At 62.1% G+C, this 15,750-nt stretch carries 16 protein-coding genes; 10 read left to right on the forward strand and 6 right to left on the reverse strand.

Annotated features, from left to right (window positions below; all coding sequences use genetic code 11):
- Nucleotides 1-25 precede the first annotated feature (25 nt).
- The 8 genes from AC6CH8_RS15340 (at nt 26) to AC6CH8_RS15375 (ending at nt 7,571) form a co-directional block, all read left to right on the forward strand.
- Nucleotides 26-1,489: an amino acid permease gene (locus AC6CH8_RS15340; protein ID WP_089596046.1), complete on the forward strand. Its 1,464-nt coding sequence runs from the start codon at nt 26-28 to the stop codon at nt 1,487-1,489.
- 202 nt (nt 1,490-1,691) lie between these two features.
- Nucleotides 1,692-2,150: an SRPBCC family protein gene (locus AC6CH8_RS15345; protein WP_498191388.1), complete on the forward strand. Its 459-nt coding sequence runs from the start codon at nt 1,692-1,694 to the stop codon at nt 2,148-2,150.
- A complete protein-coding gene (locus AC6CH8_RS15350; RefSeq protein ID WP_498191389.1) occupies nt 2,150-2,806 on the forward strand; it encodes a pentapeptide repeat-containing protein in 657 nt (218 codons plus the stop codon). Before AC6CH8_RS15345 ends, AC6CH8_RS15350 begins: the two co-directional genes overlap by 1 nt.
- Nucleotides 2,807-2,947: 141 nt before the next feature.
- Nucleotides 2,948-4,174, forward strand: coding sequence for a thiolase family protein (locus tag AC6CH8_RS15355; protein ID WP_498191390.1), 1,227 nt, complete (start codon nt 2,948-2,950; stop codon nt 4,172-4,174).
- Nucleotides 4,174-5,037, forward strand: coding sequence for an enoyl-CoA hydratase/isomerase family protein (locus AC6CH8_RS15360; RefSeq protein ID WP_498191391.1), 864 nt, complete (start codon nt 4,174-4,176; stop codon nt 5,035-5,037). Before AC6CH8_RS15355 ends, AC6CH8_RS15360 begins: the two co-directional genes overlap by 1 nt.
- The gene (locus AC6CH8_RS15365) at nt 5,034-5,897 is read left to right on the forward strand and encodes a 3-hydroxyacyl-CoA dehydrogenase family protein (protein WP_364306429.1); all 864 of its coding nucleotides are present in this window, start codon (nt 5,034-5,036) and stop codon (nt 5,895-5,897) included. The genes AC6CH8_RS15360 and AC6CH8_RS15365 overlap by 4 nt, the downstream gene beginning before the upstream one ends.
- Before the next feature lie 26 nt (nt 5,898-5,923).
- On the forward strand, nt 5,924-6,520 hold the full coding sequence (locus AC6CH8_RS15370) for a GNAT family N-acetyltransferase (RefSeq protein ID WP_498191392.1): 597 nt from the start codon (nt 5,924-5,926) through the stop codon (nt 6,518-6,520).
- A gap of 166 nt (nt 6,521-6,686) precedes the next feature.
- The gene (locus tag AC6CH8_RS15375; protein WP_364306431.1) at nt 6,687-7,571 is read left to right on the forward strand and encodes an SGNH/GDSL hydrolase family protein; all 885 of its coding nucleotides are present in this window, start codon (nt 6,687-6,689) and stop codon (nt 7,569-7,571) included.
- Nucleotides 7,572-7,660: 89 nt separating this feature from the next.
- Here AC6CH8_RS15375 and AC6CH8_RS15380 read toward each other — a convergent pair whose 3' ends face one another.
- The 6 genes from AC6CH8_RS15380 to AC6CH8_RS15405 form a co-directional block, all read right to left on the reverse strand.
- Entirely contained in the window at nt 7,661-8,794 is a 1,134-nt protein-coding gene (locus AC6CH8_RS15380) for a Gfo/Idh/MocA family protein (RefSeq protein ID WP_498191393.1), read from the reverse strand.
- Entirely contained in the window at nt 8,791-9,564 is a 774-nt protein-coding gene (locus AC6CH8_RS15385; protein WP_498191394.1) for a ThuA domain-containing protein, read from the reverse strand. Before AC6CH8_RS15385 ends, AC6CH8_RS15380 begins: the two co-directional genes overlap by 4 nt.
- A gap of 29 nt (nt 9,565-9,593) precedes the next feature.
- Complete coding sequence (locus AC6CH8_RS15390) at nt 9,594-10,451, reverse strand: carbohydrate ABC transporter permease (RefSeq protein ID WP_498191395.1); 858 nt, start codon at nt 10,449-10,451, stop codon at nt 9,594-9,596.
- Between the two features lie 7 nt (nt 10,452-10,458).
- The gene (locus AC6CH8_RS15395; RefSeq protein ID WP_364306439.1) at nt 10,459-11,448 is read right to left on the reverse strand and encodes a carbohydrate ABC transporter permease; all 990 of its coding nucleotides are present in this window, start codon (nt 11,446-11,448) and stop codon (nt 10,459-10,461) included.
- Nucleotides 11,449-11,458: 10 nt separating this feature from the next.
- Entirely contained in the window at nt 11,459-12,694 is a 1,236-nt protein-coding gene (locus tag AC6CH8_RS15400; protein ID WP_498191396.1) for a sugar ABC transporter substrate-binding protein, read from the reverse strand.
- A 100-nt stretch (nt 12,695-12,794) separates the two neighbouring features.
- A complete protein-coding gene (locus tag AC6CH8_RS15405) occupies nt 12,795-13,817 on the reverse strand; it encodes a LacI family DNA-binding transcriptional regulator (RefSeq protein WP_498191397.1) in 1,023 nt (340 codons plus the stop codon).
- A 143-nt stretch (nt 13,818-13,960) separates the two neighbouring features.
- Between AC6CH8_RS15405 and AC6CH8_RS15410 the strand changes: the two genes are divergently transcribed.
- Both AC6CH8_RS15410 and AC6CH8_RS15415 read left to right on the forward strand, forming a co-directional pair.
- Nucleotides 13,961-14,698 (forward strand): tyrosine-protein phosphatase, encoded by a 738-nt coding sequence (locus AC6CH8_RS15410; protein WP_498191398.1) that lies wholly within the window; start codon nt 13,961-13,963, stop codon nt 14,696-14,698.
- Between the two features lie 22 nt (nt 14,699-14,720).
- On the forward strand, nt 14,721-15,704 hold the full coding sequence (locus AC6CH8_RS15415) for a glycosyltransferase family 2 protein (protein WP_091470550.1): 984 nt from the start codon (nt 14,721-14,723) through the stop codon (nt 15,702-15,704).
- Nucleotides 15,705-15,750: the final 46 nt, after the last annotated feature.

A 15,750-nucleotide genomic window follows, 5' to 3' on the forward strand; every position in this document is an offset into this window, starting at 1 on the left:
ACACCCCAACCCACAAGGAACAGCTGTGCCGCAAAGTACTCCCACAGATCTCCAGAGCTCCAAGGCCTCATCCGCAGCCTCGGACTCCAACCTCAGCGCCGAGGGATATCAGAAGACCCTGAGCCGCCGCCACGTCACCATGATCGCCATGGGTGGCGCTATCGGCGTCGGCCTGTTCATGGGTGCCGGTGGCCGTCTGGCCTCCACCGGCCCGGCCCTGATCTTCTCCTACGCCATTGCCGGCGTCATCGCTTACCTGCTGATGCGCGCCCTCGGCGAACTCATCATGTACCGCCAGACCTCCGGCTCCTTCGTGAGCTACGCCGGTGAAATGTTCGGCAAGAAGGGCGCCTTCCTTTCCGGGTGGATGTACTTCATCAACTGGGCCATGACAGGCATTGCTGAGCTCATCGCGATCGGCCTGTACTTCCAGTTCTTCTTCCCGAACGTGCCCATCGAACTGTCCGCCATCGCAGCGCTGGTGCTGCTGGTGGCCGTGAACCTGTTCAGCGTCAAGGCGTTCGGCGAGTTCGAATTCTGGGCTTCCTGCCTCAAGGTCGCGGCCATCGTGATCTTCCTGGCCGTTGGCACGTTCATGGTTGTCACCAACGCCAAGGTCGGCGACGGCAACGCGTCCGTGGCCAACCTCTTCCACGAAGACGGCGGCATGTTCCCCAAGGGTGGCCTGGTGATGATCCTTGTCCTCAACGCCGTGATCTTCGCCTACAACGCCATTGAGCTGGTCGGTATCACCGCTGGTGAGATGGAAAACCCGGAACGCGAAGTTCCCAAGGCGATCCGCGCCGTCGTCGTCCGTATTGTGGTCTTCTACGTCGGTTCGGTGACGCTGCTCGCGATGCTGCTGCCTTCCGACCAGTATGTGGCCGGCACCTCGCCCTTCGTGACTGTGTTCGGCCAGATGGGCCTCGGCTGGATGGGCGACGTCATGAACATGATCGTCATCACCGCCGCGCTGTCCTCCTGCAACTCAGGCCTGTACTCGATCGGCCGAATCTTCCGCACCATGGCCAACAACGGCCACGCCCCGCAGTGGCTCACCAAGATGTCCACCCGCCACGTGCCGTACGCTGCCATCCTGGCTATCGGTGGCGTCTACCTCGTAGGTATCCTGCTCAACATTTGGCTGGGTGGCTCGCACGCGTTCGACCTTGCGCTGAACACGGCATCCATCGGCGTGATCTTCACGTGGGGCTCGATCTTCGCGAGCCAGATCGCACTGCGGAAGAAGCGCGGCAACGTCTCCAGCCTGCCGATGCCCGGTTCGCCGTGGACCAGCTGGGTGGGTCTCATCGCCCTGCTGGCCATCACCGTGCTGATCGGCTTCGATTCCATGACGGACAAGGAAACCGGCGAGGTCTTCCTGCTTGGCCTGTGGACCCTCGCGACCATTCCGTTCTTCGCCCTGGTGCTGTGGCTCGGATGGCAGAAAGTCAAGAACAACGAACCCAAGAGCGAGCTGTTCAGCTAAGGCTCAAGTTCTAAACGCTTCAAACGCTTCAAACGCTTCAAACGCTTCAAACGTCCGACGGCGCGTGCCTCCCTATGGGGGCGCGCGCTGTTGGCGTTGTGGGGCCCGCTTTGCGCCTTATTCAAGGGGTGAGTCGTGCAGTGTGGGCCTCGCAACGAACACCCCGGTTGGGAGTGTCGGGGGTCGGGTCTAGGCTCGATGTATGGAACACACCACCACCCTGACGCAGCACGTGAACGCAAGCCCGGAGAAGGTTTGGGCCGTCATCTCGGACATTCCCGGCTCGGCCGGGACGCTCTCCGGCATCGACTCAATCCAGATGCTCAGCGAGGGCCCCTATGGTGAGGGCACCCGCTGGAAAGAGACCAGGACCATGATGGGTAGGCAGGAGACTGTCGAGATGTGGGTTTCCGAAACCGACCCTCCGCGCAGCACCACGATCAAGGCCCTCCAAGGTGGCGCGGATTACACCAGCCGATTCACCTTGAACGAGCGCGACGGCGGCACGGATCTGGCGCTGACTTTCGGCGCAGAGATGATAAATCCCAGCCTTCTTAGCAGGGTGGGCATGGCCCTGTTCGGGAAAATCGGGATGAACATGACCCGCAAGGCCCTCAGCAAAGACCTCGCTGAGATCGCAGCCAAAGCGGAATCGCTCTGATGGCGGCAGCGAAGGTTGCGGCACCTAAGATTTCGCCTGTGCGGTTGGACGAATTGCGTGACGACGACGCCCCGGACTTCCAGCGTGGCGAACGGTACGACGGCGTCCGGCTCACCCGGGTTTCTGCCGACGGAGAGGAACTGAGCGGCGCCGATTTCATTGAGTGCGAGCTAAACGGTGTCTCCTTCAACGAAGCGCAGCTGCGGGGCGCAACCTTCCGCGAGTGCATCTTTTCCGAGCCGTATGCTCCGGTCTTCATGGCGGCCCGCACTTCCTGGCATGACGTGGAGATCACCAATCCACGGTGGGGGTCTGCCGAACTGTATGAGGGGAACTGGCGCTCCGTCCGTATTGACGGCGGCAAGCTGGACTATGTAAACCTGCGCGGCTCCAAGCTCATGGATATCCAGATCTCCGACTGCATCATCAATGAGCTCGACCTCGGGGGCTGCACGGGAACGCGGTTGGCACTGAAGAACTGCACTATCGGCACGCTGGATGTGACGGGCGCCAAGCTGAAGGACGTGGATCTGCGCACCTCGGAGTTCCGGGGCATCAACGGACTGGCAGGGCTTGCAGGAGTGGTGATCGATGACTATCAGCTGAGCCTTATGGCGCCGCTGCTGGCTGGCCACTTGGGAATCCGGGTGGTCTGATCCGGGCTGGGGCCGGTCTCTGCTGGTCCGTAACTGCGGACTCAACTGTTGACCGGCCCGCTGGGCCGTGTAATCTTTATAGAACGAACGGTCGGTATATTATTCCGAGCCGGTCCCTTTCACTTCGCGAAGGATGTTCTCATGGTCGAGGCTTTTCTTGTTGGCGGCGCGCGCACGCCTGTAGGTCGCTACGGTGGGGCACTGTCCTCCGTCCGCCCGGACGATCTCGCAGCATTGGTGGTCCGGGAAGCGGTGGCGCGTGCCGGCGTCGACCCTGACTCCATAGATGAGGTAATCCTCGGCAATGCCAACGGCGCGGGCGAGGAAAACCGGAACGTGGCCCGCATGGCCACCCTTCTGGCCGGACTTCCCCTCCACATCCCCGGCATCACGGTGAACCGCCTGTGCGCCTCAGGCCTCAGCGCGATCATCATGGCCAGCCAGATGATCAAATCCGGAGCTGCGGACATCGTGGTGGCGGGTGGCGTTGAATCCATGAGCCGGGCGCCTTGGGTGCAGGAGAAGCCGACCACGGCGTTCGCCAAGCCCGGACAAATCTTCGATACGTCCATCGGCTGGCGCTTCGCCAATCCGCTCTTCACCAAGGGAGAGCTTTCCCGCGACGGCAAAATGACCTACTCCATGCCTGAAACGGCGGAGGAAGTGGGCCACGTGGACAATATCTCCCGCGAGGATGCTGACGCCTTTGCTGTCCGCTCCCACGAGCTTGCGCTGGCCGCCATCGCCGGTGGCCGGTTCAAGGACGAAATTGTCCCCGTCACGGTGAAGACCCGAAAGTCGGAGACCGTGGTGGACACTGATGAAGGCCCTCGCGAAGGCACCACCATGGACGTTTTGGCCGGGTTGCGGCCCGTCGTTCCTGGGGGTTCCGTGGTCACTGCCGGCAACTCATCCACGCTCAACGACGGCGCCTCGGCCATCATCGTCGCTTCTGAGGCCGCCATCAAAAACTTCGGCCTGACGCCCCGCGCCCGTATCATCGACGGCGCCTCGGCAGGATGCGAACCGGAAATCATGGGCATCGGCCCGGTCCCTGCCACCCAAAAGGTCCTGGCACGGTCCGGCCTCACGGTGGATCAGTTGGGCGCCGTGGAACTCAATGAGGCTTTCGCTACGCAATCGCTGGCGAGCATGCGTCGCCTTGGGCTGAACCCGGACATCGTGAACAACGACGGCGGTGCCATCAGTTTGGGGCACCCGCTGGGTTCCAGCGGCTCGCGCATAGCCATTACGCTGCTGGGCCGTATGGAACGCGAGCTCGCTTCATCTTCCGGACCTAAGCTCGGGTTGGCCACCATGTGCATCGGTGTCGGACAGGGCACCGCGATGCTGCTGGAAGGCGTGTAATGGCACTGGATGCGAAAGACTTCACGACACTTCTCATCGAGGAACGCGAAGACCGGCTCACTGTTCTGCTGAACCGTCCAGAGGTCCGTAACGCGATCGACCAGACAATGGTGGACGAACTCCACCTTGTCTGCGCCGAACTTGAGCGGAATCCCAAGGTGCTGATTATTGCCGGGACCGAGGGCGTTTTTGCCTCCGGTGCGGACATCGGACAGCTCCGCGAACGTCGGCGCGACGATGCCTTGCAGGGGATCAACTCCACGATCTTTGTCCGCATCGCCAAATTGCCCATGCCCGTTATCGCGGCCTTGGACGGGTACTGCCTTGGCGGGGGAGCCGAGCTCGCCTACGCCGCCGATTTCCGCATCGGCACTCCGAGCGTCCGCATCGGCAATCCGGAGACCGGGCTTGGGATCCTGGCTGCAGCTGGAGCCAGCTGGCGGCTCAAGGAGTTGGTGGGGGAGCCCAAAGCCAAGGAGATCCTCCTGGCCGGTGCCGTGCTCCGCGCGGAAGAAGCCCTACGGATCAGCCTGATCACGGAGATCCATGAAGCTCCGGAGCTGATGGATGCAGCCCACAAACTGGCCGACAGAATTGGACGCCAGGACCCTCTGGCGGTGCGTATTACCAAGTCGGTGTTCCACGCCCCGGCTGAAGCCCACCCGCTGATCGACACACTCGCCCAGGGGATCCTTTTCGAGTCCCAGGCCAAGTTTGATCGCATGCAGGCGTTCTTGGACAAGAAATCGGCGAAGGCTCCGCAAGACACAGCCGCGAGCGACGCTGCCGCACCCGACGCCGAGATGCCCGACGCCAAGGTGCCCGCCACTGCCGCTCCGACGCAAGACAGGACACAGAAATGACCGAAGTTCCCGCCATCCCGCACGTCGTTGGAGTCCTCGGCGGTGGCCGTATGGGTGCTGGTATTGCACATGCGTTCCTTACTAAGGGCGCCACCGTCATCGTGGTGGAACGCGATCACGAGGCAGCGGCCGGAGCGCAGGGCCGCGTTGCTGATGCCATAGCCAAGTCCGCCGCCCGCGGCACCTTAAGCGAAACGCCCGAAGAAGCGATGTCCCGCTTCAGCACCTCCACGGACTACGAGTCCTTCATCCACTGCGGCCTCGTTGTGGAGGCCGTGCCTGAGGACTACGACCTCAAGGTGACAGCCCTGAAGGCTGTGGAGGACCACTTGTCCGCGGATGCTTACCTGGCCTCGAACACGTCCTCGCTCTCGGTCACGGGGCTCGCCAACGAACTTCGCCGTCCAGCCAACTTCGTCGGCCTGCACTTCTTCAACCCTGTGCCCGCATCAACCCTCATTGAGGTGGTGCTGGCCAAGGAGACTTCTCCCGAACTGGCTGAGGCGGCGAAAAACTGGACTGAGGCACTCGGTAAGACCGCCGTCGTAGTCAATGACGCTCCGGGCTTTGCGTCCTCAAGGCTCGGCGTCGCCATTGCCCTTGAAGCGATGCGCATGGTGGAAGAGGGAGTGGCGTCGGCGGAAGACATCGATGCTGCCATGGTCCTCGGATACAAGCACCCCACAGGCCCGCTAAAGACCACTGACATTGTTGGCTTGGATGTCAGGTTGGGCATTGCCGAGTACCTTCACTCCACCCTGGGCGACCGTTTCGCTCCGCCGCAGATCCTCCGCGACAAAGTGGCGCGCGGCGAGCTGGGACGTAAGACGGGCAAAGGCTTCTTCGACTGGAACGACTGAAACCCCGGGCCGGTTAGGCTAAACGGGTGACTTCTATCGAACCCATCACCCTGTCCGGACAATTCGTGACGCTGGAACCGTTGAGCCAGGAACACCATGACGGCTTGGCAGATGCAGCCCGGGACGGCGATCTCTGGAAGCTTTGGTACACCTCCGTCCCGACGCCGGAGGCCATGGCCGCGGAAATAGATCGCCGCCTGGACCTACAGGCTAAAGGGTCCATGGTGCCGTTTGCCACGCGCTCCAACGCGACGGGCAAGCTGATCGGTATGACAACGTACATGAACATCGACGCCGAGACGCCTCGCTTGGAGATCGGATCCACGTGGAACGCCGCGTCGGCGCACGGCACGGGGACCAACCCCGATTCGAAGTTACTGCTCCTGCGGCACGCTTTCGAAACGCTGGGCTGCCCGGCCGTGGAGTTCCGCACACACTGGATGAACCAGCAATCCCGTGAAGCCATTACCCGGCTTGGCGCCAAACAGGACGGCGTGCTTCGAAGCCACTCCCGCAGCAAGGACGGCGCCCTCCGCGACACAGTAGTGTTCTCCATCCTCGATCACGAATGGCCCGCGGTCCGGAACGGGCTGGAGTTCCGGCTGGCGAAGTACGGCGCATAGCTGGTCTTACCAAAAGTAGGGTAGCCAGACGTCTGTACCGCGTTGCCTGCCAGGCGTAACCTTGCCAACACATTGCCCCGTACGCGGCCGACGGGTGGGCGAGCCGCGAAGTGACCCTTTTCATGGATCACCGGAGCCCCAAAGAGCAGCATGAAGGGGAAGCATCATGGCAACTCATCGAGCACGACGCCGGAACTTGGCTTTTGCAGGCGGACTCGCCGCCCTGGCACTCACGTTAGGATTCACGGCCAGTCCGGCGACCGCCGCACCGCCGCCACCTGTTGATTACGTAGCTCTCGGGGATTCATACACAGCGGGGACTGGAGCGGGCGGGTTGTATGCAGACGCCCTTTGTTGGCAGAGCGAGGGCGGCTACGTGGATGTGGTTGCCGAGACAGGCCGCGTGAACCTTTTGGAGAACGGGGCGTGCCATGGGGCGCTCCTGTTCCCTGTCCTCGGAGTGCCCATTCCATCGGTTTCGGAGCAAATAGACATTCTGGGAAGTGACCTTGCAGCGGCGGAGCTCGTCAGTATTACGGCCGGTGCTAATGACATTCGGAGCGGGGATGCCCTGGTTGCTTGCCTCACGCAGACACTCGTCGTCTGCCAGGCTGCTGTGAATAGTGCCATGTCACTCTTGCCGGGCCTCGAGTTGACGCTGGCAGAGTTTTATAAGGACCTCGCTGAAGCAGCGCCAAATGCAACCATCGCGGTGATGGGTTACCCCAGGCTCTTTGATCCCGTCAACGGCGTGCCCATTATTTCCGTGGAGCACCAGATTGAGGTCAACCGGGCCGTCGATGCCCTCAACATGACTATTGAAGCAGCGGTGGAAGCCAGTGATGCCAATGCGGTGTTCGTTGACGTGACCAAACGATTCCGCGGGCATGCAGTCAATTCCGCGGAACCGTGGGTTGTGCTGGTCCCGGCTCCCGTGCCCCCGTTCGAGCGGCTGCCGGACGCCAATTTCCATCCAAATCCGGCCGGGCATCAGGCATACGCTGCAGCCCTCCTGTCCACCATCAAGCCCGCCCAGCTAGCCAAGAAGTAGCCCGTTCGCCGAGGGGCGGGCTTTCGGGACAAAAGGCCCGCGATAACCCCGAGAGCTAACCCCTCGGCGAGCTCACAAAGACGTGCCCGTCACAACGCCACGCTCTCGCCCGCAAGCGCACTCCGCACTGAGGTCCAGGACTTCAGCACCTCCAGCACAGCGGGATCGCGTTCGGCCAGGATGGCTTGTCGGTACGAGTCCTCAAGCAGGGAATCCACGGAAACGCGGGCGCCGGTGGAAGCGCTGAGGATCGCGGCCTCCACCATGGCCAAGCTCATGATGTTCTGGTGAACCCGTCCCATCGGTGTGCTTCCCGTGCGCACAGCGGCCACGAAGTCCCGCAAGGACCCGGCAATCTCCTGGCCGGGATCTTCAGAACTGGCAGCATCGCCGGAAACGGGAACGGAGGAGACCGGTTCATTGTCGCCGTCCCACACGACGGTGCCATGCTCACCGCTGATCCGCCATGAGGCGTTCCATGAGGTCTCCTGGCCAGGGCTGCACCAGCTGCCGGTGAAAACAAAGCGCTCGCCGCCGGTCATCTCGAAGATGGCCGTGGAACCTGCATCTCCGCGATACCAGCTCCAAGGCGGGTTGTACTCCTCGCAGAATACGGAGACGGGATCGGCGTCGAGCAGGAAGCGGGCCATGTCGAACTGGTGGATGGCCATGTCCAGCAGGAGCGGGTGATCCATGGCGTCGCGGAAACCGCCGAAGTGCGGGGCCTTGAAGAACTCGGCTGACACGATTCCAACGGATCCCAGGGCGGAGGACAGGCGTTTGGCCGAAAACAGCTGGCGGTTGTAGCGCCGGGACTGGCTGACCATGAACATCTGGCCGTGAAGCTCTGCGGCGGCGGCCAGCGAGAGTCCTTGCGCCACAGTGGAAGCCACTGGCTTCTCACCGAGGACCGGCAAGCCCGCGGCAAGTGCTTCGGTGGTGATCGGATGATGCGCGGCAGGGACGGTGACGTTGATGACCGCCTGAGCGCCGACGTCGGACGCCAACTGAGCGGTACCAGCACCAATGGGGAGGTCGGGGCGCCCCAAGGACGCTGCCGCCTCAGAGGCAGCCGTAAGGTCAAGATCAACGATGCCCGCCAGCTCAACCGACGGCGACTCTTCCACGGTCCGGAGCCATGCGCGTCCCATGCCTCCCGCACCGACTACGACGACGCGGAGGGGAGTTCCGTCGTCGGGAATGGTAGCGAAGGGCGTGCTCACGCGTTGGCTCCTTGGTAGCTCTTGCCGTTGAAGAAGTCATTGGTCTCGTAGCGAAGCAGCTCCGGAACAGCGCGTTCGGGGCGGTCAGTAACGGCCCACTCCACGGCGTTGGCGATCACGCGACGGACGTCCTTGTGGTGGTAGACGGGGTAATCCTGGTCGCCGGGGCTGAAGAAGAAGATCTTGCCGTGACCGCGCCGGAACGTGCAGCCCGAACGGAAGACTTCGCCGCCGCTGAACGAGCTGATGAACACCAGTTCCTCAGGTGTGGGGATGTCGAAGAACTCGCCGTACATTTCCTGCTGCGGGATCTCGATGGGGTGCGGGATGCCCTTGGCGATGGCGTGCGTGGGGTCCACGGTCCACACAAGTTCGCGGTCCTGCTCGGAACGCCAACGCAGCGTGCACGAGGTTCCCATGAGCTTGGTGAAGATCTTGGACCAGTGCCCGGAGTGCAGCACGATCAGGCCCATTCCGGCCAAGACGTGCCGGTGGACGCGTTCCACGATCTCGTCCTCAACATCTGCATGGGACATGTGTCCCCACCACGTAAGCACGTCGGTGCTGGCGAGGACTTCCTCGGTGAGGCCGTGTTCCGGTTCGTCCAGGGTTGCGGTCCGGACCTCGACGGCGGTACCCAGGTTCTCCTCGATGCCCGCCTTGACGGCGCCGTGCATACCGTCCGGGTAGAGGCGGGCTACCAGTTCGTCGCGCTTCTCGTGGCGATTCTCGGACCATACGGTGACGCGGATGGGCTTGCTCTCAGTCATGATTTCTCCTCTGAAGGTGTGGGAGCGGTCTACTTGACCGCACCGCCGGTGGTGCCGGCGGCGATGTATTTTTGGGCCGCGACCAAAAGGACGATGGCCGGGATGGAGGCGAGTACCGCCGTCGCCATGACGGAACTCCAGTCGTTCACGTAGGCGCCGATGTACTGAAAGATGCCCAGGGTGACGGGTCGGACGGCCTCGGTTGTGGTCAGGGTCAGCGCGAACAGGAAGTCGCTCCACGCGAACAGGAACGTGAACAGCCCCGCGGTGATCAGGGAGTTCCGGCTCAGCGGAAGCACGATCGACCAGAACGCCCGGAGGTGTCCCGCCCCGTCAACCCGTGCGGCCTCGATCACCGAGGCCGGCATGCCGTTCATGAAGGCCCGGATGATCAGGATGGCGAACGGGATGCCGTGGGCCGAGTCAGCCAGGATCAGTCCGGGGATGGAGTTGAGCAGACCGAGATCGTTGTAGGCGGTGTACAGGGCATTGGCCACCACAATTCCCGGGATCATCTGGCTGATGAGGATTGCGAACAGGACCACTCCTGCGCCGCGGACCTTGAAGTAGGCCAAGGCATAGGCGGCCGGGGCTGCAATGGCAAGGCTCAGCGCTACGCTGCCCAGCGAAATGATGAGGCTGGTTCCCAGGTTGCCTGCTTGCTCGTTGAGGGCTGTGGCGTAACCCGTGAAGTCCGGCTTCACGGGGAACCACGAGGTTTCCAAGGTGGTGCCGTTGGGTTGCAGGGAGGCGTTGACCATCCAATAGACCGGGAACAGCATGATGGCCAGGAAGAAGATGGCAAGTGCCGTGTAGCCCCAGTTCTTGCGTCCCGTTGGTTTTGGGACGGTTCGCCGGAGTGTGGGGGCTTTCAGTACGGTTGTCATGCTGTCCTCACTCGTCCACTGCGCGTCGGCTGGCCCGCAAGTACAGGACTGCGAAGACCAGGGAGATGATCACCAGCACGTTGCCCAGGGCCGCACCTTCACCGAACTTGAATTCATGGAAGGAGAGGTTGTAGGACTGCGTCGCGATGGTCTGGGTGGAATTGGCGGGCCCGCCGTTGGTGAGGCCCAGGATGATGTCCAGCACCTTGAGCGTGTAGACGACGCCGAGCACCAGGACCACGCTCACCACTGGCCGCAGCATGGGCCAGGTGATGTGCCGGAAGGCCTTCCAACCGGTGGCACCGTCCAGTGATCCAGCCTCGTACAGTTCGTCCGGGATTTCCTGCAGGCCGCCGTAGAGGATGGTCAGGTTGAACGGGATGCCGATCCAAATGTTCACGCCCACCACGGCAATGAGGGCCAGCGAGGTGCTGGTGAGCCACGGAATACCGGTATCGATGATGCCGAGGTCACCCAGGAAACGGTTCAGCGCGCCACTGTCCTTATCCAGGATCCAGCGCCACACAGCGCTCGAGACGATCAGGGGAAGGAGCCAGGGAAGCAGGAGCAGGGACCGGAGGATTCCGTTGAGCGGGAACTTGCGCTGGAAGAAGATGGCCAGCGCCAGCCCGATCACGAACTGGCCGATAATGGAGCCGATGGTGAACAGGACGGTGTTCAGCAGCGAGGTTGAGAACAACGACGACGACAATACAGTCACGTAGTTGGTGAACCCTACCCAGGGGGCTTCTCCGGTGAAGAACGTGGAGGTGGTGTATTCCTGGAAGCTCATGACCACGTTCTTGACTACCGGATAGCCGAAGAACAACGTCATGTAGACCACTGCGGGGACCAGGAAGAGCCACTGGAAGATGCGCTCGCGGCGTTGTCGGCTGCGGCGCCTGGGTGCCGGCTTTTCGGTCCCGGAGCCGCGGGTTTTCACGGCTGTGCCGGCGGCCTGCCCTTCTGAATGAGGTAAATCGGTAGCTAATGACATGGCAGGCTGCCTACTGACCCTGGGCTTGCTTGAGGGCGTCGGCCGGGGAGGCGTTGCCCGTCAGTGAGGTCTGGATGGCTGTGTAGATCTTGGTGGCCTGTGCCGGCCATTCCTCGCCGAGCTGGCCGGTGCGTGCGCGGGCTGTTTTGATCAGCTCGGTGAACGTGGCGAGCTTGGGGTTGTCGCTGGCGAACTTGTCCGAGAGCGTGGTCTTGGAGGGAATGGTGTTGCGGGCGCTAGCCATGGCGAGCTGGTTCTCGTCGCTGTTCAAGCAGGCAACCATCTCTGCTGCCTTGGCTTGCCGGGCCTTGTTCCCGGTCTGCGGGACAGTCCATACCTCGCCGCCGAGCGGAGCCACGGACGTCTGTCCGGTTTCACGCACAGGAATCTTCACTACGCCGTACTGAAGCGTGGGCTGCTTGTCCAACGCCGGGATCTGCCACGGTCCGTTGACCATCATGGCGGCCTTGCCCGCCAGGAACTGGTCTTTGACATCAGCCTGGGTCCAGTTGAGGGCAGAGGAGGAGACCGAACCGCTCTTGACCAGGTCGGTCCACAGCTGCAGTGCCTGCTCGGTCTCCTTGGTGTCGATCTTCTTCTCATCGCCACCGTTGGACCACATGACAGGAAGGAACTGCCATGTGCCCTCGTAGGTCGGGTTGGCGTTGAATGCCAGTCCGTACTGGTCACCAGCAGTGAGCTTTGCGGAGGCTGCCTTGAGCTCATCCCACGTTGTGGGCGGAGTGACGCCGGCCTTGGCCAGGATGTCCTTGTTGTAGAACAGGGCGATGGTGTTCACAGTGGGTGCCAGGCCGTACACCTTGTCCTTGTACGTGCCGGCGCTCAGCACGCCTTCAGCGAAGTTTTCCGTGCTGACTTTGAAATCGGCAAGGGGAGCCAGGGCGCCGGTGGCCGCGATTTGCTGGAGATCCGGGTTGTCCAACATGAGGACGTCAGGGAGGGTCTTGGAGGAGGACTGCTGGAGAACTTTGGAAATGAGTGATTTTCCGGGGACAGTTTCCCGCTTGACTGTAACGCCCAGCTGGGTACCGCACTTGGTTAGGGCATCGCCGATGAACGACTTGTCCGGCTCGTTGTTGTAGTAGTCCATCACGGAGAGTTCCGTGACGGCCTCGGAGGACGAAGCGGCAGTGGAGGTGCCGCAGCCGGAGATGACCAGCGGCAGGCCGACCAGGGCGGCCACTGCCAGTGCGAGCGGACGGGATGTCCTTTGTGCTGACTTCATTGTCTGTTCCTTCTTCTGGGGATCGATTTATCGATGCGTATCGACGATGCGTATCGATGAGTTCGGAAAGGGATGCGGATCGGGGGCTACAGAGAGGGACTTAGCTGCCGTGGGGTGGGCGGAGCGTGCTTGAACGGTGCGTAATGACCGTAGGTACCAGTTCCAGGGATTCGTGTGGTCCTTGGTTCTCGGCTTCGAGGAGGTCGCAAATAATCTTCACCGCGCGGCGGGATACCTCAGCCGGGCGGAGGTCAATGGTGGAAAGCGGAATGGGCTGGAGTTCAGCCAGGGTGGGGGAGGCACTGCCAATAACGGAGACATCCACCCCCGGAGTCAGGCCGCGGTTGTTCAACACCCGACGGAGTACGTCCTGGACAGTCCCGTCCGGTGCGATGAACGCCGGAACTCCGGTGGTTTCGGCAAGAGCCTTGTCAACAGAGGTGGCGATGACATCGCGGTCGGTGCCGCCTGGCAGGTGCAGTACGCGGACGCCGGCATCTTGGGCCGCCTTGTCGGTGCCGGACATGAAGCGTTCTACGTAATTTACGTGGCGCTCCACCACCTCCGGTTGCCAACCGATCACAGAAATGACACTGTGTCCGGCCGCTGCCAGATCTTGGACGCATTGTTCCCCGGCCATTTCAAAGTCCGCATCGATGCAGACCAAGCCGGAGGGGTCGTGCGGGATTCCGATCAGCACCACGGGTACATTAAGGCTGCGAACCACGGGGAGGCGTTCGTCATCCCCTTCAACCTGCATGAGGATCAGGCCATCGCAAATCTGCTGGCCCACCACGCGCTTCAGCCCGGGTGCGCCTTCGTCCTCCGTGACCAGGAGAATGTCGTGATCATAGAGTCTGGCGGTGTTGGCGATGACGGACACGAACTCCATGATCGAGGCCATGTGCAGTTCGGGTATGAAGGGGATCACCAAGCCGATGACCCGGGTCTTGCGGCTGGCAAGGGCGCGAGCGCCGGCATTGGGCTGATAGGTCAACTGCTGAATAGCGTCTTCAACCTTCTTGCGGGTCTTCTCGGAGATCGGCCGCTTGCCACTCAGTACGTAGGAGACTGTGCTTTGAGCTACTCCGGCGGCTTGGGCAACGTCCTTGCTGGTGGGCATGCCCTGACCTCCTTGTGCTCTCTGCTGAACAGTTCCTGTGGCTTGTCGATACGTATCGTCGATGCGCATCGAGAATGAGTATGACATAGGTCACTCAGCCTCCGCAAGACCTCATTCCCAAACTTTGTGCTTAGCTGGCTCCTATGGATGGGACGACTTCAGCTCACCAGGGCGTCCACTGGGACGGTGCCGTCAACGCATGGCCGATCGCCGGGGACGTGTACCGGATGGGGCGCCACGAATGGGTCACCGAAGCCGGGTGGCAGCAGATGTACGACGACGGCGTCCGTACCGTGATCGATCTCCGCGCCTCGCGCGAGCGGCGGCAACGCGACACCGATCCCGAGGTGCCGGACGACGTGAAGGCGCGTATCGACGTCGTGCATTGCCCAACAGAAGATCCGGACCATCGGGACTTCAGCGAGCTTTTCGGCCCGTACCTGAAGTACCCTGCGCAGTACGGTGATTATCTTGAGCTGTTCGCTGACAAAATCGCGGCGGTCTTCAAAGCCATTGCGGCGTCGCCCGGCAAGGTGGTGGTTCACTGCTCTGCGGGAAGGGACCGTAGCGGCGTGATCGCTTTGATCCTGCAGCGATTGGCCGGGGTTGGTGATGAGGAAATCGTGCACGGATACGAACTCGCAGCGCGGGGGATCAACGAGCGGCATCGCACCCACGGGGCGCCGCATGCCCACGATCCCTACCTGTCCGAGACCGCGCTGGAGGCCATGTTGACCGAGCGGCGGGCGAGTCTGAGGGCATTCCTGGCGTCGCTGGATGCGGCCGGGTTCCTGGCAGAGAACGGTGTTTCCGGTCCGGAGTTGACCGCCGTCCGGGCAAAACTCGGAGTAGCCAGCGCTGCTAAGATGCAGGTTGACTAATCTCTGACATGGATGGATCCGCATGACTTCCGGCGCCCGCGTCACCATCGTGACCCGAACCAAGAACCGACCCATCTTCCTGGCACGTGCTTTGGATGACATCTTCGCCCAGACTTTCCAGGACTTCGAGCTGGTGATAGTCAACGACGGCGGTAACCCGGCCGACGTCGAACACCTCACCTCCCAGCGGTCGGAAGCGGAACGGTCCCGCATCACCACCATTCACCATGCTGAGTCAGCCGGCATGGAGGGGGCATCGAACGCTGGCCTCAAGGCCGGTTCCGGCGAGTTCGTGGTGATTCATGACGACGACGACTTCTGGGCCCCCGAGTTCCTGGCCCGCACAGTGGCCTACCTTGACGATCCCGCGCACGCTGCTGAAAGCGGTGTGATGGTGCGTACCGAGATCGTCATCGAGGAGCTTGTGGAGGACAGGATCGAGCCCATCCGCCGTGAGATCTTCTGGGCCGACATGCGGCAGATAACGCTGGCAGACATGCTCAAGATCAACCGCGCGGTTCCTATTTCTTTCCTGTACCGACGCAATCTTCACGATCATGTTGGCTACTACAACGAGAACCTGCCGGTGGTGGGCGACTGGGAATTCCACCTTCGCGTCCTGAGCCACTCGCGTGTTGGCTTCCTCGACGGCGAACCTCTCGCCTTCTGGTCGCAGCGGCCGGAATCCGCAGGGCACCACAGCAACAGCATCTTCGCGAAGGTTGCTGAGCATGCACAGTACGACGCCCTGGTCCGCGACGATTACCTCCGCGACCAAGCCGCGCAGGGTGGACTCGGCACCATGCTTTACCTGACGCGCGTACTTTCTGAGCAAGAGGAACTCATCGTTGCCCAGCAGCGACGCCTGGACGAGTCCGCAGCCAAGCTCGACCACATCCTGGAACGCCTGGAGGCGCTGAACCAGACCGTGGTTGTGCGGACCAGCGTGGGGGAGTTCTTGAAGAAGCCCATGCTTTTGGTGCGGAAGCTGCTCAGGCGGGGCTAGGCGGTTCCCGCGCGGAAGTGTTCTCTCACTCTCATGCGTCATCTGA

Source organism: Paenarthrobacter sp. GQ52 (assembly GCF_059759005.1).